10 protein-coding genes and 1 pseudogene are annotated in these 21,526 nt (G+C 60.1%); 5 read left to right on the top strand and 6 right to left on the bottom strand.

The genetic code is table 11. The features are described from left to right. Positions 1-301: 301 nt before the first annotated feature. Positions 302-849 (top strand): annotated as a pseudogene (locus C4J93_RS01645) (RNA 2'-phosphotransferase). Here the strand turns inward: C4J93_RS01645 and C4J93_RS01640 are convergent. From C4J93_RS01640 to C4J93_RS01620, 5 genes are all read right to left on the bottom strand, one after another. Then, a complete protein-coding gene (locus C4J93_RS01640) occupies positions 840-1,268 on the bottom strand; it encodes a hypothetical protein (RefSeq protein ID WP_124428430.1) in 429 nt (142 codons plus the stop codon). The pseudogene C4J93_RS01645 and the gene C4J93_RS01640 sit on opposite strands and share 10 nt — an antisense overlap. Next, positions 1,268-11,920 (bottom strand): filamentous hemagglutinin N-terminal domain-containing protein, encoded by a 10,653-nt coding sequence (locus C4J93_RS01635; protein ID WP_124428429.1) that lies wholly within the window; start codon positions 11,918-11,920, stop codon positions 1,268-1,270. The genes C4J93_RS01640 and C4J93_RS01635 overlap by 1 nt, the downstream gene beginning before the upstream one ends. Before the next feature lie 31 nt (positions 11,921-11,951). Then, positions 11,952-13,670, bottom strand: coding sequence for a ShlB/FhaC/HecB family hemolysin secretion/activation protein (locus C4J93_RS01630; RefSeq protein ID WP_124428428.1), 1,719 nt, complete (start codon positions 13,668-13,670; stop codon positions 11,952-11,954). Between the two features lie 238 nt (positions 13,671-13,908). Beyond that, entirely contained in the window at positions 13,909-15,516 is a 1,608-nt protein-coding gene (locus tag C4J93_RS01625; RefSeq protein WP_124428427.1) for a glycosyltransferase family 39 protein, read from the bottom strand. A gap of 86 nt (positions 15,517-15,602) precedes the next feature. After that, positions 15,603-16,568 (bottom strand): arsenic resistance protein, encoded by a 966-nt coding sequence (locus C4J93_RS01620; protein WP_124428426.1) that lies wholly within the window; start codon positions 16,566-16,568, stop codon positions 15,603-15,605. 140 nt (positions 16,569-16,708) lie between these two features. On the opposite strand from C4J93_RS01620, the gene C4J93_RS01615 reads away from it, so the two are divergent. Next, the gene (locus C4J93_RS01615; RefSeq protein ID WP_124428425.1) at positions 16,709-17,122 is read left to right on the top strand and encodes a hypothetical protein; all 414 of its coding nucleotides are present in this window, start codon (positions 16,709-16,711) and stop codon (positions 17,120-17,122) included. A 116-nt stretch (positions 17,123-17,238) separates the two neighbouring features. Here C4J93_RS01615 and gabP read toward each other — a convergent pair whose 3' ends face one another. Further along, entirely contained in the window at positions 17,239-18,630 is a 1,392-nt protein-coding gene (gene gabP, locus C4J93_RS01610; RefSeq protein ID WP_124428424.1) for a GABA permease, read from the bottom strand. 554 nt (positions 18,631-19,184) lie between these two features. On the opposite strand from gabP, the gene C4J93_RS01605 reads away from it, so the two are divergent. From C4J93_RS01605 to C4J93_RS01595, 3 genes are all read left to right on the top strand, one after another. Further along, positions 19,185-19,958: an ABC transporter ATP-binding protein gene (locus tag C4J93_RS01605; protein WP_124365477.1), complete on the top strand. Its 774-nt coding sequence runs from the start codon at positions 19,185-19,187 to the stop codon at positions 19,956-19,958. Positions 19,959-19,971: 13 nt separating this feature from the next. Beyond that, positions 19,972-20,724, top strand: coding sequence for an ABC transporter substrate-binding protein (locus tag C4J93_RS01600; RefSeq protein WP_057725474.1), 753 nt, complete (start codon positions 19,972-19,974; stop codon positions 20,722-20,724). Between the two features lie 74 nt (positions 20,725-20,798). Beyond that, on the top strand, positions 20,799-21,494 hold the full coding sequence (locus tag C4J93_RS01595; protein WP_124428423.1) for an ABC transporter permease: 696 nt from the start codon (positions 20,799-20,801) through the stop codon (positions 21,492-21,494). Positions 21,495-21,526: the final 32 nt, after the last annotated feature.

The following is a 21,526-nucleotide window of genomic DNA, read 5'->3' as shown; positions in this document are numbered from 1 at the left end:
CAGCGCCATCGCCCGTGCATCAGGGCCAGCAGCTAAAGGAAAAGAGTCATGACGACAGCCGAATACAGCCTGTAGTCTCTCAAACACAGGAACGGCGTGGCCTACAGCCAAGACTGTCGTCAGGGTGGGGTAAAAAAGGGATGCAACTTGAGTGCAGAAAGGTTGCAAATTGGATGCAAAAAGAGTGCAATCAAGGTGCATGTAGGGGCAACAGCAACTGAAAATACTGGCGCAAGAGTGCACCGGATATCAGCCAAGGCAAATAAATCCTGAAAAATCGAAAAATGAATGCAGGACAATCATGAATAACAAGCAGTTGAACGAAACAAGCGAGTTTCTAAGTTATATCTTGCGACATGAGCCGCAGTCCATTGGACTTCAGCTGGACACGGAAGGCTGGGCAAAAATTGATTGTTTAATTGCGGGCGCAGCTAATGAAGGACGAATTTTAGATCGAGAGTTAATTCTATCTATTATTAGCAGCAGCGATAAAAAGCGTTTTTCTATTTCTAATGATGCGCAATACATTCGAGCTGTGCAGGGGCACTCAACCGAAAGTGTAGACCTCCAACATATTGAGAAAGAGCCCCCGAGTTTTTGTACCATGGAACTGCAACTCGCTTTCTAGAGTCAATTCGGCAACAAGGATTAATTGCAGGCTCTCGCCACCATGTGCATTTATCACAAGACATGGCCACAGCCGTAGCTGTCGGACAGCGATATGGAACGCCTGAGGCGCTAAAAGTTGAAGCCCTGAAAATGCACCAACAGGGCTTCAAGTTTTTTCAGGCTGAGAATGACGTATGGTTAACGGACCGTGTCCCCAACTTTTTCATACATCAAGAATAGCCTTTGTCTTCGACTCGCTCAGCTTTATAGCGGAAAGACTCTTCTTTGGCAGCGCTAAACCATTCCGAGAAACCAGAGTAAGCCAAATTATCCCAAGGACTTAACGTCGGCTTTGAATAATCATAAATCCGCACACATGAACTGCCTTCCTTGCCTTCCCCATCAAAACAAGCAAGAACAACCCATCCATCATTATACAGCCCTGACTCATCCTGAATAATTGCAAAGGGAACTAGCGCCGCGCCCGGAAACCTCAAAAGCATAGAGCTATAATAGAAAAGAGATGTCGCCATATCTTTCGATAGAAACCGCCAAGGCTCTATATCTAAAATCTCATCAGCTAAAACCACATCTAAATAATCAATAGGGAATTTAAAACCACTAGGTAAAATTGGAAGATTGTACAAAAAAGCCTTCATTATCTACCACCTCCAGAAATACGTGGTGGTTCTGTTGAACCGTGAGGATTGGAAGTAGAAAATCCGCCTGACTGTTTGTTTATACGACCAGTAATGGCCTCTCCCCAAGTATTAAAACTCTGCCATCCCCTAGCCTCTTGAATAGCTGGCGTCAATGGATCATCAAATCCACGAACGCTGGCTTTAACGTCAATCCCCGCCTCTCTGGCTGCGGCAATTCGCGTATTATCCATGCTAGTTAGCTTGCCATCAGGCATTTTAACGACGTCAACTGGATCACCTTTCCAACCATTAGTCCGCATGCTTTGAACCAAATCATCGTATGTGTAATTTGTACCCGTTACTCGGTCAGTTTTATTGAATGAAACGCTATTCTGTGAAAACCGAATATCATCAGCCGCATGAAGTGTGGCGCTGCCTGCGTCTTTTGCACCAGCCTCCTTTATCGGGCGCGTATACGGCATGCCAGCCTCAGCATCCGTCGAGACAGTCGAGGTGTATGGCGCCTTTCCTGCGCCCGCCCCTTTTGCAGCCGCCAACTCCACTTTAGCAACCTTAGCAGTGACCTTTTCGACGAGCAAGGCTCCGCTTTTTAGCGCTCCCCCAACTCCCGTCCCAAGCGCCACCACCTCGCTTATCAGCTTTCCGGTTTCACGCCCTGCGTTAAATGATCCACTCGCCCCGGCTCTCTCATACTCCGCTTCCAGATTGTCAATTCGTGCGACGTAGGACTGCCTCATGACGTCCGAGACATTAGCTAGCACATCGCCGCTTTCAAACACGGATTTCAATGCCCGAAACGTCTCTATCGGGCTGCCGGCAGCTTCCATGATGCCCTTGATCGTATCAAGTACCCCTTCCGGCACCCCAACCACTGCACCACCCGCAAAGCTGGCGTCCTGCCCGGCGTCGATCAATTCCCACTTCGTGTTGATCCTGAGTCTTTCTAGGGGATTTTCGCTTTCTGCCAGTTCTTTCTCTCTTTGAGCCTTTTGATGGTCGCCCAGGTAGTTGTACTGCGTTGCAGTACCCGCCACCCACGCCCCAGTTTGCAGACTTTCAGCGTCAGCACCGCTCTGTACCGACGCCGCTAGCACACCGACCACCTGCGAATTCATGACCAGTAAACGTTTCTTCTGGTCATCAGGCATGTCGGCGTAGTTCTTGTAGAGGCTATCTACCAATGCCTCATTCACGCCAGCTGCCAGGGCGCCCGTGCGGAAATCCCCTCCCGAGGCCTCAGCCGCCAACCCGCCCATCACTGCATGTAGCCCGATCTTGGCGATGCCCCCATCGGCCAAGTGACCTTTGGTGTTATCGCCAATCAGGTTGAAACCGTAGGCAGCGAATGCATTGGCCAAACTATTCTGCAACGCGTCCCCAAGACGGGCTTCGCCCCCGAGCGCACGGTCCACCAAAACTGATGTTCCGTTTTGCAGTACTTGATTGGCCGTGAACTGCCCCACGCCTTGCCAAGTGCTCAATGGACTCACGGTCGCAACCGCACCTGAGTTGGGTATGGCAGTGGAAGTACCAGTCTGAGTGCCGGTCCACTTGTCATATACACCAGCGGTCAAGCCTGCAGTGACGCCGGACACCACATAGCCCCTCATCGCGTCGCTGGAAGTGACATCCTTCAAGACGGTACTCAGGTTGCCCCGGTTATTGATGGCGCTGATCGTAGCGTTACTCGCCATGCCACCCGCTATGACGCTGCCCGCAGCATTGGCCCAGCCTGCAGCAGACACGGCGGTAGAAGCAGCCGTGGCACCAGCCATCGACGTCCCCACCCCCGCAGAGGCAATTACGCCGCTGGCGGCCCCCATCGTGAAGTACGTAACAATGATCGCAATGATGATTTGTGCGCCGGCGCCTAAGCCTGAATTGCTATATTTGAAACTGTCATGCAGCTCTTTAACCTGGCGCCAATCCACATCTCCACGCTTCTCAGCTTCTTTCAGCCAAGCCAGTTGCGGGTCGGCTTTAACCATCACATCAATCGTCTGGCTAACCGTGTTCTGATCGATGTGTTTGATATCAATCTTCAAGCCATCGACGGCTTTGATCACGACGCTGCCTTCTGCAATCATCTGCGTTTGGCGTAACGTCTCGTCGGTGTTGCCTTTGCCTTTGGAACTCGTCCACGCCAAGTCACCTTTGCTCTTGGTGTGGCTCTCGTCGTGCAAATCCTTCACCGCCTCAAACGTCACCGCCCCACCACTGACAATCGCAATATCCCCGCCACTGTCGAGCTTCGCCGCTTGATACTTCTGATCCCCACCACTTTCCAGCGTCAGGTCACCCCCCGTCTTGATCTCGCTCCCGACATTCTTCACATCGGTCACTTCATCCCGCTGGGTCTTCTTGCTGCCCCACCCGCCTTTCTTGCTCATGTCATACAGCGAGTAGTTACTGTCTTGCGCGGCGAGCAGTTGCAGTTCGTTGTCGGCATGCACGTAGGCTTCGTTGCCCGCGCTGATTTTGCTGGCGACCAGGGTCAGGTCGGTGCCGGCCACGGCGATCAGGTCGCCACCCGCTTTGAGTTCGGCGCTTTGTTGGGTGACGTTATCCAGTTGGGTGGTGGTTTTGGTGTCGCCTTTTTTGCCTTTGGAGTAGTCGTGCTGTTCGTTGGCTGCAGCGGCCAGTGTCAGGTTTTCGCCGGCTTTGACGCTCAGGTCTTTGGCCGCGCTGACGGTGCTGGCGACCACGGCGATGTCGCGTCGGGCGTCGATGGCGAGGTTGCCGCCCACCTCCACGCTGGAGCCGTGTTGCAGTAGGGTTTGCTCGGTGCTCTTGACCCGGCGGCGCTGGTAGGCGGCGCTGTCTTCTTCGGTCTGGCTGGCGATCACCACGTCGCGGCCGGCGGTCACGCTGGCGTTGCCGCCAGCCTTGAGATTGCTGCCTACGTTGAGCACATCCCGGCCGGCATTAAGCCTCAAGGTATCGGTTGCTTCGAAGCGTGACGCATCGCTGACCACGTCGTCGCGCAGCTGGAATTTCTCGCCGTCGCGCTTGAAGGTGGTGACGGTGCGCTCGTTGATGATGTCGCCGGTCACCGCCGTGGCGCTGATGTCGCGACCGGTGATGATGCCGCCACGGCTGTTGCGAATCGAGTCGGTGGCGAGCATTTCCAGGCGGTTGCCGGCTTGCATCAGGCCGCTGTTGTCGATGTTGCCCGCGATCATGCTCAGGTTGTTGGTGGCGCGCAGGGTGCCGCTGTTGTGCAGGTCGCCGCCGCTGATCAGGCTGACGTCCTGGCCCTGGATCAGCGCACCGTTGGGCGCCAGGCGGTTGTTGGCCTGGGCCAGGTATAACACCGGGGTCAGGACTTTCTCCCCGTTGACCTCGGCCTCTTCCATCCAGACGATGTCGTGGGTCAGCGCCGCGACTTGTTCGGCGCTGAGGGACACGCCGAGTTGCAGGTTGAGCGAGTCCTTGTAGGAGATGGCGTTGTCCATCAGATAGCGGAACAGCGCGTCGTCGCTGGCGATGCCGTTGATGTAGCGCTGGCCGGTACGCGCCACCACGGCTTCGCGGATCAGGCGTTGCTCGTAGAGGCCGTCGCCCAGACGCTTCCAGCTGGCGTCGGGGTTGTAGCCGAGTTTGCCGAGCAGGTAGTCGGAGCTCATGAACTGCTTGAGGTCGGTGAGCGCCGGGTTGGTTTCGATCAGGTATTTGTGGCTGTTGTCCACCGGGGCAATGTCCGGCACACCCTGCACGCGGGTGACCGAAGGCGCGCGGCCGTCCAGCACCAGCGGGCCCTGGCCGTTGACCGCGCCGCTGGCAGGCTGGCCATCGAGGCTGAAGCCGCGCTCTTGCACGGCGCTGTAGTCGAGGGTTTTCTCGCGCTCGGCGGCGCTGACCACACGCCCGTTCACGCTGAAGTCACCGCTGCCGGTGGCGGTTTTACCCGCTGCGCCGGCCTTCGCGGCCTGGCCGCTGAGGCGGAACAAGCCGTTCTGACTGGTCGGCAAACTGAAGCCCGGCAAGGTCACCGGGTTGACCTGGCGCTGGGCCAGGTCCGGCGGCAGTTGCGCGGTGATCGCCGGTTTGACCGTGGAGGCAAACACGTCGGAGTTGGTATTGCGGTTTTGCGCCGGCGTATTGATATCCGTGGCGTTGGCGCGGATCACGCTGTTGTTGATTTGCTGCGTAGCGTTAACGGTGACTGATCCAGCCGCCTGAATAACAGCGGGGGCAATCACACGTCCGGCGGTGGCGACGACATAGCTGGAATCGTTGTAGAAGTTACCGATCCCGTCCCTCAGCTTGGCGATGGTCATTTCGCCGGGACGGTAGTCGGCCGAGTTGGGGTTGTTGTAGAGGTTGAACTGGTCCCTGCGAGTGATAAACGTGTTGTAGACGCTGTCGTTGCGGGTATAGAACTCCGAGTCGAAGTGACGATCCTCGCCACCGGCTGCGCCTGTGTTGTTCAGTACACCGGTATCGATCTGGATATTGCCCGCAGCCGAGATGGAGCTGTAGAGGTTGTCGACGGTTTGCGCGCCTACGGTCAGGCCTGCGCCCGACGAGATGTACGCCGTGGGGGAACTGCCGGTGACAACATCCTCGTAGCGCTCAACCGAGCGGAAGTGCACTTCACAGCCCTTGCCGTCACAGAAGTCGTCGTAGTAGGTGTCGAAGCTGCCCGACACCAGTTTCATTTCGGTGCTGAACTGGTCGCGACGGTTGCTCAGGGTGTCGGCCAGCAAACGCATGTTGCCGGTGCTTTCCAGGGTGCCGGAGACGTTTTCGATCAGGGTGCTGCGCCCATTGGCGTCGTCGCGAGCGATGTCCAGGCCGCCCAGGCTGTAGACGTCGCCATAGCGGTTGCTGAAATCACTGACACGCAACGTCATGTCGTTGCCGCTGAAGATCAGGCCCTTGTCGTTGAGCAGGTGAGTGGCGTTCAGGCGGACCTTTCCAGCGCCGCCCAGGGTGCCGTAGTTGTTCAAGGTGGTGGCGTTGACGGTCAGGTCGCCGATGGCGGTCAGGCGTCCGCGATTGTTCAGGGTGGTGCTGTTGATCTGGGTAAGTGCGCCGCCGGCAATGCGTGCGTTATCACCGAGGTCCATGCGGGCGCTGGTGAGGCTCATGGCGCCCAGGCTGCTGACCCGACCATTGCCGCTGTAGCCACCGGTCAGTGTCAGGTTGAGGGTGCCATCGCTGGCCAGCAGGCCTTCGTTGGTCCAGGTGCCGCCGATGCCGGTCAGGCTTTGTGCGCCCAGCAACTGGCCGCTGGCGGTCTGGGTGAACTCGCCGATGTCGAGGTTCAGGCGCGCGGCCTGAATCACGCTGCTGTTGGTCCACTTGGCGGCCGTGATGTCCAGTTGGCCGCTGGTGATGAAGCTGCCGCCGGCACGGGTGACTTGGTCGGAAGTCAGGTCGAATGTGCCGCTGCCGGTGTGCACGATGCGCCCGCCATTGTTGTCCAGGCTGGCCGCTTGCAGGTTGAGTTCTTCGTTGGCGCTTTCCAGCGCACCGAGGCGGTTATCGAACAGCCCCTGTGTGCTGATGCGGGTGGAACCGCTGCGGCCCATGGCCCGCAGGGTACCGCCCACGTTGCTGATGGTTTGCGCGGTGAGGCTTAGGGTGTCGTCGCTTTCGATCAGGCCAAAGCGGTTGCTCAGGGTGCCTGTCAGGCCGAAGTCGATGGTGCGCGCGCCGACTTTGCCGCCGTTGCCGGCAGCCGTGCCCTGGTTATCGAAATCCTGGGCCGTGACTTTGAGCAAGGTGTCGGCATACACACCGCCACCCTGGTTATTAAAGCTGCTGGTGACGATGCGGTTTTCACCGCCCAGGGCCGACAGGTGCCCGAGTTGGTTGAGCAAGCCGCCGTGGGCGGTGATGTCCAGCGATTGCGCCTGGGTGATCCCGCTGCCGTTGTCGAACAGGCCGCTGACCAGTTTGATCCAGCCCTTGCTGCTGTTGAGTATGCCGCCGGCGGTGTTGACCACACTGGCTGCTTCCAGGTCCAGGTTGCCACTGAGGCTGTCGACTCGGCCACCCTGGTTGTTCAGGGCGCCACTCAGACGTAGCCGGTTATCGACTTGGCTTTGCAACGTGCCTTTCTGGTTGTTCAGGGTACGCGCAGCCAGATCAAGCTTGCCCTTCTGGCTGAAAATCAGGCCGTCCTGCTGGTTGTTGATGTCACCGGCCAACAGCTTGATCACCAGGTCTTTCTGGCTGGCGAGGGTGCCTTTGTCGCGGTTATCCAGATCGTCGGCGAGGGTCAGGTCGAGTCGGTCCTGGCTGACCAGTTGGCCGCCCCGGTTATCCAGGCTCGATGCGTTCAGCAGCAAAGCTGCGCCACTGGCCAGGCGGGCCTTGTTGGCGTTGATCAGCGCACCGCTGAGGGTGCCTTCCAGGGTGCCCTGGCTGATCAGTTGACCGGCGCTGTTGTCCAGGCTTTGGCCAACCAGGGTGATGTTGGCAGCACTGATCTGGCCGCCACGGTTGAGGATTTCACTTTGGGCATGGTTGAAGCCCAGGTGCTGACCGGCGGAAATCAAGCCGCCGTTGCTGTTGTCCAGGCGGCCGGTAACGGTGAGGCTGACATCCGCCTGGCCGGAAATGATCCCTTGATCATTGTTCAGGCTGGCCGCGCTGATGGTTTGCTTGCCCTGGCTGACCAGCGCACCTGCCGCGTGGTTATCCAGCGCGCCGGTAAGCGTGGTTTGCAAGATGCCGCTCTTGCTCGACAACGTACCTTCGGCGCTGTTGTCCAGGCTGCCGCCGACGACGGTCAGGCCATTCCAGCCAGAGATCAAACCCTTGTCAGCGTTGACCACGGTATCGGCTTCGAGACGCAATTGATCGGCACTGAGGATGACCCCGCGATCGCCGTTATCGATGCGCTTGGCGGCCACGCTGAATGCCGTCTGGCTGGAGATTTCGCCTTGTTCGCGGTTGGTCAGGTTGGCCAGGCGCGCGAAGGTCAACGGCCCTTTGGCGCTGATCAAGCCCGCGCTGTTGTCCAGATCACCGCCTTGCAGATCGAGGCTCACGGCGCGCTCGCCGATCAAGCGGCCCTGGCGCTGGATCAGCTTCTGGATCGTGAGTTTCAAGTCGCCCTTGGACGAGATTTCCCCGTCCTGGCTTGAGTCCACGCGCTGGCCCGCCAAGGTGAGGTCGTTTTGACTGTTGATCAGGCCCGCAGCGTTGTCGAGGTTAGCGACGGTCAGGTTCAAGGCGTGCTGGCTGCCGATCACGCCACTGCGGTTATCCACATTGGCGGCGGTGATTGTCAGGCTGCCATCGCTGACCAGTTGTCCGCCCTGGGAGTTATCCAGTGCGCCGGTGTTGAGGGTGTGGAACGTGCCGGCCGAGAGGCGGCCCTTGACGCTGTTGTTCAATGCGCCCGACCTGGCATTCAGGGCAGTGGCGGCAGAAATCAGCCCCTGGTTATGGTTGTCCAGAAGGCCGGTGACTTTCAGGTCCAGCGCGCCACGGCTGGCGAGGGCGCCGCCGGCCTGGTTGTCCAGGCTGCCTGCGTCGACCTGCAAGAGGTTCTTGGCAGACAACACACCTTCAACGCTGTTATCCAGCGCCTTGGCGATGCGTACCTGTAGGCTGTCGCCACTGATGACTTTGCCGCCCCGGTTGTTCAGTGCATCGGCCGTCAACAGGAAGGATTGGGTGCTGGAAATCTCGCCGCCCTGGCTGTTGTCGACGCTGCCCAGGTTGCTCAGCAGCAATTGGCCGGGGGTCGCAATCAGGCCGTGGTCGCGGTTGATCAGTTGCCCGTGGCTCAAGTCCAGATCGATGTGGGTATCGCTGACCAACTCGCCACGATCATGTTGGTCCAGTCCGGTCAGGGTGGCCTTGACCGTGGACTTGGCAAAGATTGAACCTTGCTGGCTGTTGTCCAGTTGCCCGGCATTCAGGGTGATGCCGGCGTCACTGCTGATGCTGCCGCGCTGGCTGTTGTCCAGCCCCGCACTGCGCACGTCAACCTGTTGCTTGGCGCTGATCACACCGCCCTGGCTGTTGTTCAGCGCAGCGCTCACCAGCGTGGCCGTGCCATCGGCCAGCAGCTTGCCCGCCTGATTGTTCAGTTGGCCGTCCGTTGTGATCGACAGGGCGTTGGCGGCGGACAGAATACCGCCCTGGCGGTTGTCCAGCGTGCCAGCCTTGACCGTTAACGTGCCTTCACTGAGCAAGGTGCCCTGATCATGGTTGAGCAGGTCGCCGCTCAGGTTGATATTCAGGTCTTTCTGGCTGGTGATGCGGCCGCCCAGGCTGTTATCCAGTTGACCGCCGTTCAGCACGAGGCCGTCGCGCCCCGCCAGCAGGCCTTTGCTCTGGTTGAGCAGGCGTTGCACGGTCAGGCTCAAGCCGCTGTCACCAATCACCTTGCCGGCGTTGTTGTTCAACTGGTCGGCCACCAGCAGCACCTTGGCCTGGCTGGAGATCTCGCCTTGCTGGTTGAGCACGCTCTGGCTGCGCAAATCAACGCCGTTGGTGGCGGCGATGAAACCGCCGTTGCGGTTGTCCACCGAGGTGCCAATAAGGCTCAGCGCGCCTTCGCTGACCAGCTCACCCGCTTGCTGGTTGAGCACGCCGACGGTGGCCTGCAGATCACCCTTGGCACTGATCCGACCGGCGGTGTTGTCGAGTTGGTTGGCATTGAGCGTCAACCCGCTATGACTGCTCAGTTGGCCGCCATTGCTGTTGTCGACGCTACCGCCGGTCAGGGTCAATGCCCCATCAGCGATCACCTGGCCGCTCTGGTTGGCCAGGGTATCGCCGTGCAGCGCCAGGGTGGTTTTACTCGATACCAGCCCAGCCTGGGCGTTGTTCAGCTGCCCGACCCGAACCTGCTGGGCCCCTTGGCTGACCAGGTTGCCTTGATTGTGATTGTCGAACAGCCCGGCGATGGTCGCGGTCAGGTTGCCCTGGCTGGCGACGGAGCCTTGGTCGCTGTTATCCAGGCTCGCGGCTTGCACCGTCAGCAGGCTGGTGGCGGAGAAAATCCCCAGGCGGTTATCAATGGCGCCGCTGGCGGTCACGTTGAGTTGGCTGCCCAGCAGTTTGCCGGAACGGTTATCCAGCGACGTGGCGCTTAGGGTGGTTTGCTGGGCGGAGATTTCGCCGGCTCGGTTGCTCAACACTCCGGCGGTTACCTGGGCCTGCTCTTGGCTGGCGACCAAGCCATTATCGTTGGTCAATTGCCCGGCGTTGAGCGTCAGGCTCTTGAGGCCGATCACTCGGCCGTTCTGGTTATCCAGGGCAGCCGTCACCGTAACGTCGGTGCTGTTATCGCTGTGCACCAAGCCAGCCGCGCGGTTATCCAGGCCGGTGGCGTTGACCTTGAGCGCCTCGGCCCCCAGAACCCGGCCGCCCCGGTTATCGAGCTGGCCTGCGCTGACCACGGTGTTCACACCGCTCAATGTGCCGCCCTGGTTATTCAGGGTCTGCGCAGCGGTCACCGTCAGGGTGCGACTGGCGACCACGCTTTGGGTGTTTTGCACACTCGCCGCGGTCAGGTTGACGTCGCCGCTGGCATTGCGGCTTTCATCGCCATTCACGCCAGCTTCGATGATGCCGTTGTTGATCACCTGCCCGCTGCTGGTCAGGCTGATGCTGTCGCGCGCGGCGAGGCTTTTCTGGTTGCTCAAGCCTGTGGTGGTTTGCGCATCGATTCGGGTGCCCGCGTAGATCGCGCCCGTGGCGTCAAGCTGGTCGGCCTTGATCACCACCGCTTCGCTGGCCTTGGCATTGACCATGCTCAAGCGCCCATTGGCATCGAGCTGAATATCCCCACCACTGGCGGCCAACGTGCCGTCGAGCTTCACGCCCACACCCGCCTCGGTGCCCACCAGCTTGATCGCGCCGGCATACATGCCGCCCAGGGCGGACGAGTCAATCGCCAGCTCGGGCTTGGCGCTGCCGTCGTCGGCGCGTGGCGTGGCGTTGAGTGTTTTTGCATCGACGTCGTTGCGCCCGGCGATCACGTTGAGTTCGCGAGCGTTGATCTGTGCGTTGATTTTGGCCGAGCGGGTGATGATGTCGAAGCGGTCGACGTTGCTGGCGTTCAGGCCTTCGCCGTCGATGGTCACGGCGCCGCCGTCGACCTGGTAGCTTTTCAGCTGGCCGGTCGGGTCGAGCACCGGTTTGCCGGTGGTGAGGGTCACGTTCGGCGTGTTGATAAAGCCGCAGCCGCTGCAGGTAATCCCGTACGGGTTGGCGACGATGACCTTGGCCGACTGCCCCGCCACTTCGGTGTAGCCGCGCAACTGGCTGGCGCTGCCGCCGTTGACTTCGTTGAGGATGACGCTGGCTGCGCCGCCCTTGAGGTTGGGGTTGCCGACGATGTAGCCGCCCAGCTGGGTGTTGACCAGGGTGCCGGTGGCGTTGTTGAGGATCACGCCGTTGGGGCCGACGTTGTACTGCTGGAACTGGTTATGGGACAAACCTGCGCCGTTGGGCGTGGCGATGTTCACCACCGGTACGCCATTGCCCGCCGCACCCACCGTGGTACCCGGCGCGCTGACCACAATGCCCTCGGCCTGGGCCAACAGCGGCTGCCAGAACAGCGCGTTGGCCAGGATCAACGCCAGCCCGCGCTTGGGCAGGCCGAAGAACGCGTTGCGCGGCTTCAGGGCGGCAGAAGGTTGGCGGGCCAGGAAGGCGAATTGGCGAACGTCCATTGTAAGGTTCTCATTGCAGCGGGGCGTTGAATTACAGGAAGAAATCCATGCGGAAGTAGATCGGCGCTTCGCGCTCGGTCACGACCCCAGGTCTTTCTAACGAATGGGCAAAGGTCACGCTGGTGCTGACGTTTTTGCCGCGGGCGAACAGTTCCAGGGAGTTGCTGGAGACCCGACCATGCGAGTTGTCGTTGTAGCGGTCGTTGCTGATCACGCCCTGGTCGTAGCCGACGCTGGCGCCGTATTCGAAAAAGGCCGGGCGCATCCAGTCGAGGGTCACCGGGCGCGCCCAGCGCACTTCGTTGCGCCAGTAGCCGCCGCTGTCGCCGGTCAATAATTGGTCCTTGAAGCCGCGCACCGAGGCCGAACCGCCGAGGCTCATGCGTTGCGGGCTGAACAGGATGTCTTCGCTGCGTTGGCCAGTGGCCAAACTGCTGAAGCTGAACGACTCGCCCCACAGGCTGAACGGTTGCAGGTAGCTGACGGTGGCGGTGTATTTGCGGTAGCGCGAATTCGGCTGGCGCCGGCCGGACTCATCGCGCTCTTCCTGCGACTGGGCGTCGAGCAGGCCGATGCCGTTTTGCATGCCCAGGTCGAGGTTGACGAAGGCACTGCCAATACGCCGCCCGTGGTTGATGCCCAGTTGCAGTTCGCTGAGGCGGTTGCTGCTGGGCGCGGTGCGCACGTCGAGGAGGTAGTTGTTGGTGCGCAGGTGCGCCAGGCCGACGTTGACCGAGGTCTTGCTCACGTCATCGCGGTGAATCACCCGCTCGGCGCGCAGTTGGTGGTTCTGGTTGTCGCCGTCCTGCTTGTACTTGGCGTTATCGGCCACGATGTAGGTGCGGTAGTCGCTCTCGTTGTAGCTGTAGCTGAAGTTCCACCAGCCCCATGGCACGTTGTAGTAGAGCAGGGTGTTTTTCGAGGTTTTCTGGTGGTCGCTGATGGCGTCGTGGCCGCCGCGCAGCATCAACTGGTCGCCCAGGCCGAGCGGGCTGTCCCACTCAAGGCCGGCGCCCCATTGCTGTTCGCCGGTGCTTTTCTGGCCGTCGTTATTGCGCGACAGGCTGGCGCGCCAGGGCTTTTGTGGGGTGTTCTTGACCACCACGTCGCTGCCGCCGACCTGGCTGCCGGGGGTCAGCTCCATCTGCGCCTGTTTCGACGGCAGGCGGTTGAGCTGGTCCACCAGTTGCTCGATCTCGCGCAGGTTCAGCGCCTCGCCGACCTTGCCGGGAAAGGCCATGGCCAATTCGCGCTCGGTCACCGTGCTGCCTTCGGCGCTTTTCAGGGCCTCGAGCTTGCCTTCCACCACCAGCACTTGCAGGTGGCCGCTGGAAAGGTCCTGCTGCGGCAGGTAAGCACGGCTGGTGACGCGGCCTTTGCCGAGGTAGTAGTCGGTGATGGCCTTGAGCAGTTCGTTGAGCTGGGACACGCCCAGGCACTGGCCGATATATGGCTTGAGCAGGCGCTCACGGTCGGCGGCCGGCAGGCTGTCGGCGCCTTTGAGTTCGATGTCGTTGATCGGGAAGCAGCGCGTATCGGCGGGGGTGGCCGGGGCTTCGGGCTTGGCTGCTTTGCCGGGCAGGTCCTGAAGCTCCTGCAAACGCCGCTGCTGCTCTTCGAGCAGGCGGTTTTGACGGTCGCGGATCAGGTCCTGGTCGCCGGGGGTGGGGGCGGCGAATGCAGTGTTCAGCGCGAAGCAAGTCAGCAGGCAGGCGCCCAGCAGCCGAGTCCATGGCAGGAGAAAGTACATGTTCGATCCGTCGATTTACAAAGGGTGGCAAATTAACATCGAAGCATGCGTCAGCCAATATCCCGACTGTCTTATCGGCAGATGCGTTAATAAATCTTAACTAACTGATTTTTAAATAAAAAATTATAAAGTTAGAGTATTTGGCGTTGCGATTCCGATAGACGGTAGCGGTGGTCTAACTGAACGAGCAACGCTAACGCGCTGAGCGTCGCCTCAGATGCTTTCTAAAAAGGGCTTCTCAGTTGAGCAAAAACACCATCAACGGATTGTCATTCAATCGCCCCTGAAAGCTCGGCGCCAATGGTTCCACTGGCGAGCCCTTCAACAGCGCCGTGTCCTTGCGCGGCACAATCACCCAGGATGGCCGGGGCAATGTGACGAGCTTCTCAAGCTCGTTACGCCCGACGAACAGCGGCTGCTCATCGTGATCCAGGTTCATCATGTAGCGCACCGCCCAAGTGTCCCGGGCCAGGTCGACAAATACCAGAGGCCCCGGCTGCGCATCCCGCAACGCTTCCACCTGGCGGACAAACCGCCGGGTATCGAACTGAAGGTCCTTGGCCGGCTCGATGACGCTCACCAGCAGCAACCACTGGGCCGTCAGGGCGATTGCGCTGAGCCACACCAATCGCGTAGCCCGATGCCACGCAAGGATCGCCGCCACCTGCAGAAGCACCAGCACGCCGATCAATAGCGGCATGGACACGTCGGGCCAGTAACCCTGCTTGTGCCAGGCATGCCGACACACAAACAGCACCACTACGCACAGCGCCGGCAACGCTACGACGAGCCCTTCGTAACCGCGACGCACGCCAACGAGCCAGCCTTGTGCCTGGAGCAGCCCATAGGCCGCTACCGCAGCAAACATCGGCACCATGGGCAGAATGTAATAAGCACGCTTGAAATGCGGCACGGACAGGCCGAGCAGAATCATCAGGCCGCACGCGCCGAGCCGTATCAATAACTGCACATCCCCGTTGGCCCAGCGCTCCGCCCAGCGATGACGCAGCGCAATCAAGGTAGCCAGCGCCAATGGCACCACCGGGAAATACCGGTACAGACTCAACTGGAAGTAAAAGTAGAACGGCTCGCCGGACTCATCGAGGCGCCCGCCGACCTGCATCTTGAACACCTCATCGGCAAAGGCATCGCCACCACTGATGCGCGCGAGCTTCATCAACAGCCACCAGCACGCCGCCAGCAACACCAACCCGACAACGCCGTGAATCAACACCTGCCTGACCCGCTCCCCCGGCCGGCCCAGCGCCCAGTACACGCATGCGACGCCACACACCTCGATCAACCCCAGCGGCCCGCGAATCGCAAAAGCCAGGATAAACAGGGGGAACACCGCAAGTTGCCTGCACCGCGAGCCCAGGCGCTCACCACTGTGCAGCAGGTAGAAAGTGCCGATGCACAAAAGCGCGATCATCTGGTCCAGGCACACCGAGCGCGACTTTTCGAGCAACTGGGTGGTGAGCAATGTCAGCAGCACCGTCAGGAATGCCCAGGGCCGGCTGGACGGCGCCAGCAGGCGATAGATCAGGGCAATCACCCCGGCCGAAGCCAGCGCGGTGGGCAGCACATTCGCCAGATGGTTGGGCGCGTCGAACAAGCGTGCGAAAACGAAGCTCAGGAACGTCGCGGTGCCGGGATAATCGGCGTAGGGCTGGCCGTAGGTGGTGGGGAAAAGACTCGCGCCGTGGCGAAACATTTCCTGCAGGAACAGCGCCCAACGTCCGTCAAAGCCCTGGGGCTGCTGGTCCCAGATACCCCAGGTGAACAGCAATAAGGCGATCAGAAAGATGCCCAGTGACTCCAGGCGAAAGCGGTTGCGATGATCCATCGGGTGACCTGTCAGGTGGGAAGCGCGGGCTTATGGTGCCGACCGCCTGCCTGAATAGCGCCTGAACAAACCTGATTATTCACGCGTCAGCGGCTGGCGGGCCACACCAGAGCCGGGATCAGGCGGATATAGATCAACTGCGCGACCAGCTCGACCAGGGTCTGCAGGATCACCGCCGTCGCGGCCAACCCGCGCACGCCTTCAGGCAACGCCAGCGCCAGGGGGAGCACCACCAGCGAATTGCGGGTGGATGCGCTGAACGTCACCGCACGCGCCGTGGCCGCCGGCAGCGCAAACAGCCGCGCGGCCAGCATTCCCATCAGCGGCGCCAGCAGCACGAAGCCTGCGTAGACCGCGAGCACTGGCAGCAGTACGCCGATGTCGCGAATCACTGATGTGATCTGCGAGCCGATCACCACAAATAGCACAAGCGCCATCGCCGGCACCGGCAGCCAGGCCCAGGCGCTGTTCCACCGGCTCATGCGTGTTGAGCGGCGCGCAAGGAGCAGGGTCAACGCGGCCAGCACCATTGGCGCCACGATCAAACACAGGAACGCTTCGATAAACGGCCCAACCGCGATCACAACCCCGGACTGCGCGCCCAGCATCAAACCCAGGTACACCGGCAGCAGGGCCAACTGCATCAGCAGCAGTAACGGCGTGGCCGCCAGTACCAACCGCGAGTCGCCTTTACCGATGTGAGTAAACACCACCACGTAATCGATACACGGCGTGAGCAACACCAGCAACGCGCCCACCAACAGCGCAGGGTGCCCCAGCAGGCCACGGGTCAGCGCCCATACCAGCAAAGGCACCAGGATGAAATTGGCCAGCAGTAACGCCGCCATAAAGCGCTTGCTGCCCCAGCCGCGGCGCAGATCCAGAAAAGGAATTTGCAGAAACATCGCGTACATCAACACCGCAATGGCAGGCGTGATCAGCACGCTGAGGCCCTGCGCGAATGATGGCGCGAATACGCCACACAGAGCGGCCAGCAGGATGGCGCCAAAGTAGACGGGAATCTGGTTGTGCTCGAGGGTGTCGCGGGTCATGAAGACGCTCTGGCAAGTTGCGAAGGCCAAGCCTATTCATCTATTGCCTGGCGGTCGAGTTGGATGAGCGACCGAACCTTCTTGGGATTTCTCCCAACCTGCGCTTCAATACCTGCCCCAAACCCAAGGACGTTACGCCCATGGCCTCGCCAAACAAGCAGCAAAAACGCGCCCAGCGGGCAAAAACCAAGGCCAAGCAAAACCGTTCCCAGCGTGCCGTTGCAACCAAGCCGGACGCGTTCGCAGGCGACGACAGCCGTATCGACCTTGAGTCGGTGGACTTGACCGAGCTGTTCGTGGAAATGCGCACGGCGGGCGAAATCAGCCAGCAGGCGCTGTGTGCGGTATTCCTGGCGCACCCGCTGCTGGCGCTGGTGCTGGAGCAGGAAGGCGAAGAGGAAGCGACCGACTTTATCCTGGCCGCGCTGATTGAATATCGACAATGGGCCACTGACAGCGATGACGAGGCCGCCGCATTGGCGTGGATCGAATCGCCGCAGTTCCAGGCGGACTACTTAGCCGCATCCCAAACGCTGACAAATTCAGCAGACTGACACATACGAAATGTGGGAGGGGGCTTGCTCCCGATGGCGGTGGGTCAGTTAACAAATAAGTGACTGACACACTGCCATCGGGAGCAAGCCCCCTCCCACATTTTGATCTACATTTTTCAGTTCAGTACAGCAGCACCGACTCTCTGGGCCTTGCGACGACTCGCAACAAACAGCCCCGCCAACACCACCAGCAAGCTCAGGATCCCTGTCGCGATGATCTCAACGCGGTGCGCTTCCTGGAACAGCATGATGGTCAGCGTGCCCACGATAAAGACCATCACCGCGTAGGTCAGGCCCGGGAACAGCCACATCTTGAACACAATCTTCTCACCCGCTGCCGTACGCTTCTGACGCATGCGCAGTTGCGACACGGCAATCACCAGATACACCAGCAAGGCAATGGCGCCCGAACTGGCCAGCAGGAATTCGAACACCGCCGCTGGCGCCACATAGTTGGCAAACACCGCCAGGAACGCAGCGCCCGTGGACAGCAACACGGCCCAGTAAGGCGTGCCGCTTTTATTCGTGCGTTTGGCCACAGCCGGGGCGTCGCCACGACGGCCCAGGGAGAACAGCATGCGCGAGGCGGTGTACAGCGCCGAGTTAAGGCAGCTGGTCACGGCAACCAACACCACCAGGTCGACGATCAGCTTGGCATTCGGGATGCCCATGCGCTCGAGCACGGTCTGGTAGGAACCCACCGCGGCCAGCGTCGGATCATTCCAAGGCACCAGGGACACGACGATGAAGATCGACAAGAGGTAGAACAAACCAATCCGCCAGATCACCGAGTTGGTAGCCTTGGTGATTTGCTGGCCGGGGTTCTTCGATTCTGCGGCGGCGATGGTCACGATCTCAGTGCCCATGAACGAGAACATGGTGGTCAGGATCGCCGCCAGCACTGCGCCCATGCCGTTCGGCATAAAGCCTTGGGTATCGAACAGGTGCGACACACCGCTGACCTGGCTGGTGGGTAAAAAGCCGAAAATCGCCGCCAGGCCAAGGATGACAAAGCCCACGATCGCCACGACCTTGATCAGCGCGAACCAGAACTCGAACTCACCGTAATTCTTCACACTGAACAGGTTGGTCGCCGTCAGCAGCAAGGTGATGATCAGGGTAAAGGCCCAAATGGCTACGCCCGGGAACCAGGCATGCAGGATGGTCGCGGCCGCGTTGGCTTCCAACGGAATCACCAGCACCCAGAACCACCAGTACAGCCAGCCGATGGTAAACCCGGCCCAGTGGCCGATCGCACGGTCGGCGTAAGTAGAGAACGAACCGGTGTCCGGTGAGGCAACGGCCATTTCGGCCAACATGCGCATCACCAGTACCACCAGCGTACCTGCTGCGGCATACGCCAGCAGTACGGCGGGGCCGGCGGCGGCAATCGCGTGGCCGGAGCCCACGAATAAACCGGCACCAATCACCCCGGCAATCGAGAGCATGGTCACGTGACGCGGTTTAAGCCCCTGTTCGAGGTCATTGCAGCTTTGCGTACTACTCATTGACACACCTTTGGGAGGAATTGCGAAAACGGTTCGCCCGGCCCGCAGTCTTTCTCGTGAAAAGAAACCAACAGGGCGTTCTTTATTTTTTACGCAAGTTTTGCGCCAAAATGTTACAAAGCCTGGATTGACGCGGGCTGTAGGACAATTCCTCAGTCGTTGCAAGTCATTGAGAACAATGGCATTTCGCTATAGCGTTACCGAGCGACCCATTTTCACCGCGCAAGAGCGCACCAAAAACACACACAAAAAGTAGGCGGCGCTCTATAAAAGGGCCGATATGCACCGTTTACCCGGTTAACCCTTCCAACACCCGGCCAAAGCTGGCACCATCGCGCCCTTTTTTACGCGAAGCCTGTGGATTGGCCAGGTCCAGACGTCTGTTAGTTGTTGATGGCGCGACACGCTGCTGCGCCGATGCGACACCCTGCCGCAGACCACCTGTTAACCGTCCGCAGCGCTGTTGGCTGTCATCCAAACGCTATGCTAGCTTGGCGCCTCGCCAGGAAGGCGGCCCAACAGCAGGAATGCAATGCACACAATGAGGACCGCACATGGCCGAGGCCGCGCCCGCGCTTGAAATCCGCAACTTGCACAAACGCTACGGTGAGCTGGAGGTACTCAAAGGTATCTCGCTGACCGCTCGCGACGGCGATGTGATCTCGATCCTGGGTTCCTCCGGCTCCGGCAAGTCCACCTTCCTGCGCTGCATCAACCTGCTGGAAAACCCGCACCAGGGCCAGATCCTGGTGGCCGGCGAAGAACTCAAACTCAAGGCCGCAAAAAACGGCGAGTTGATGGCCGCCGACGGCAAGCAGATCAACCGCCTGCGCAGCGAAATCGGTTTTGTGTTTCAAAACTTTAACCTGTGGCCGCACATGAGCATCCTCGACAACATCATCGAGGCCCCTCGCCGCGTGCTCGGCCAGAGCAAGGCCGAGGCGATAGAAGTGGCCGAGGCCTTGCTGGCCAAGGTCGGTATCGCCGACAAGCGCCACGCCTACCCGGCTCAACTGTCCGGCGGCCAGCAACAACGCGCAGCGATTGCGCGTACGTTGGCGATGCAGCCCAAGGTCATTCTGTTCGATGAGCCAACGTCGGCGCTTGACCCGGAAATGGTCCAGGAAGTACTTAATGTGATCCGCGCGCTGGCCGAAGAAGGCCGCACCATGCTGCTGGTCACTCACGAAATGGGCTTCGCCCGCCAAGTGTCCAGCGAGGTGGTGTTCCTGCACCAGGGCCTGGTCGAAGAGCAAGGATCGCCACAGCAGGTGTTCGACAACCCGCTTTCGGCGCGCTGCAAACAATTCATGTCCAGCAACCGCTAACGGAGCAACATGCATGCAGACCTATAAAAAATTCCTTCTGGCCGCGGCCGTCTCGATGGCGTTCAGCGCCACGGCCATGGCAGAAACCTTGAAAATGGGGATCGAAGCGGCCTACCCGCCCTTCAACAATAAAGACGCCAGTGGCAATGTCGTCGGTTTCGACAAAGACATCGGCGACGCCCTGTGCGCCAAGATGAAAGTCGAGAAGTGCGAAGTGTATGTGTCCGACTGGGACGGCATCATCCCGGCCCTGAACGCCAAGAAATTCGACTTCCTGGTGTCCTCGCTGTCGATCACCGATGAGCGCAAGCAGGCTGTCGACTTCACCGACCCGTACTACTCCAACAAGCTGCAGTTCATCGCGCCAAAAGCCACCGCCGACTTCAAGCCCGACGCCGCCTACCTCAAGGGCAAGGTGATCGGTGCACAACGTGCGACCCTGGCTGGCACCTACCTGGAAGACAAGCTGCCGGACACCGAGGCCAAGCTGTATGACACCCAGGAAAACGCCTACCTCGACCTGACTTCCGGCCGCCTGGACGGCATCCTGGCCGACAAGTACGTGCAGTATGAATGGCTCAAGAGCAAAGACGGTTCGGCCTATGAATTCAAGGGCGACCCGGTTGTAGAAAGCGACAAGATCGGTATCGCCGTGCGCAAGGGCGACCCGCTGCGCGAGCGCCTGAACAAAGCCCTGGCAGAGATCAAGGCAGACGGCACCTACAAGAAGATCAACGACAAGTACTTCCCGTTCAGCATCGAATGATCTGAACGGCCTGACCGGCGCGCTCAGCCGAGCGCGCCGGCTTCCAGCAATGCCTGCCGCGATATGAAAACACCATGAATTTCGACCTCTACGGATTCGGCCCGGCCCTTGCCGCCGGCGCGCTGATGACCGTCAAACTGGCGCTCACGGCCCTGTGCCTGGGGCTGGTGCTCGGCCTGGCCGGTGCCTTGGCCAAGACCTCACCGTACAAGCCGTTGCAATGGCTGGGCGGTGCTTATTCGACCATCGTTCGCGGTATTCCCGAGTTGCTGTGGGTGCTGCTGATTTATTTCGGCACCGTCAACCTGATGCGCGCCCTGGGGGAATTCTTCGGCAACCCCGACCTTTCCCTGAGTGCCTTTGCCGCCGGCGTCATCGCCCTGGGCCTGTGCTTTGGCGCCTACGCCACGGAAGTGTTTCGCGGCGCGATCCTCGCCATTCCCAAGGGCCACCGTGAAGCCGGTGTGGCGTTGGGGCTGTCGAAATTTCGGATTTTCACGCGTCTGATCATGCCGCAGATGTGGCGCATCGCCCTGCCGGGGCTGGGCAATCTGTTCATGATCCTGATGAAAGACACCGCGCTGGTATCGGTGATCGGCCTGGAAGAAATCATGCGCCACGCGCAGATCGGCGTGACCGTGACCAAGCAGCCGTTCACCTTCTTCATGGTCGCCGCCTTCATGTACCTGGGCCTGACCGTGCTCGCCATGACCAGCATGCACTTCCTGGAAAAACGCGCCGCCCGCGGCTTTGCAAGGAGCCCCCAATGAGCGGTGATTACAGCTGGCTGTCGCATTTCGAC

Source organism: Pseudomonas sp. R2-37-08W (genome assembly GCF_003851705.1).
In the GTDB taxonomy this organism is placed as follows: Bacteria; Pseudomonadota; Gammaproteobacteria; order Pseudomonadales; family Pseudomonadaceae; genus Aquipseudomonas.
This window is presented reverse-complemented; position numbering and strand designations above follow the sequence as displayed.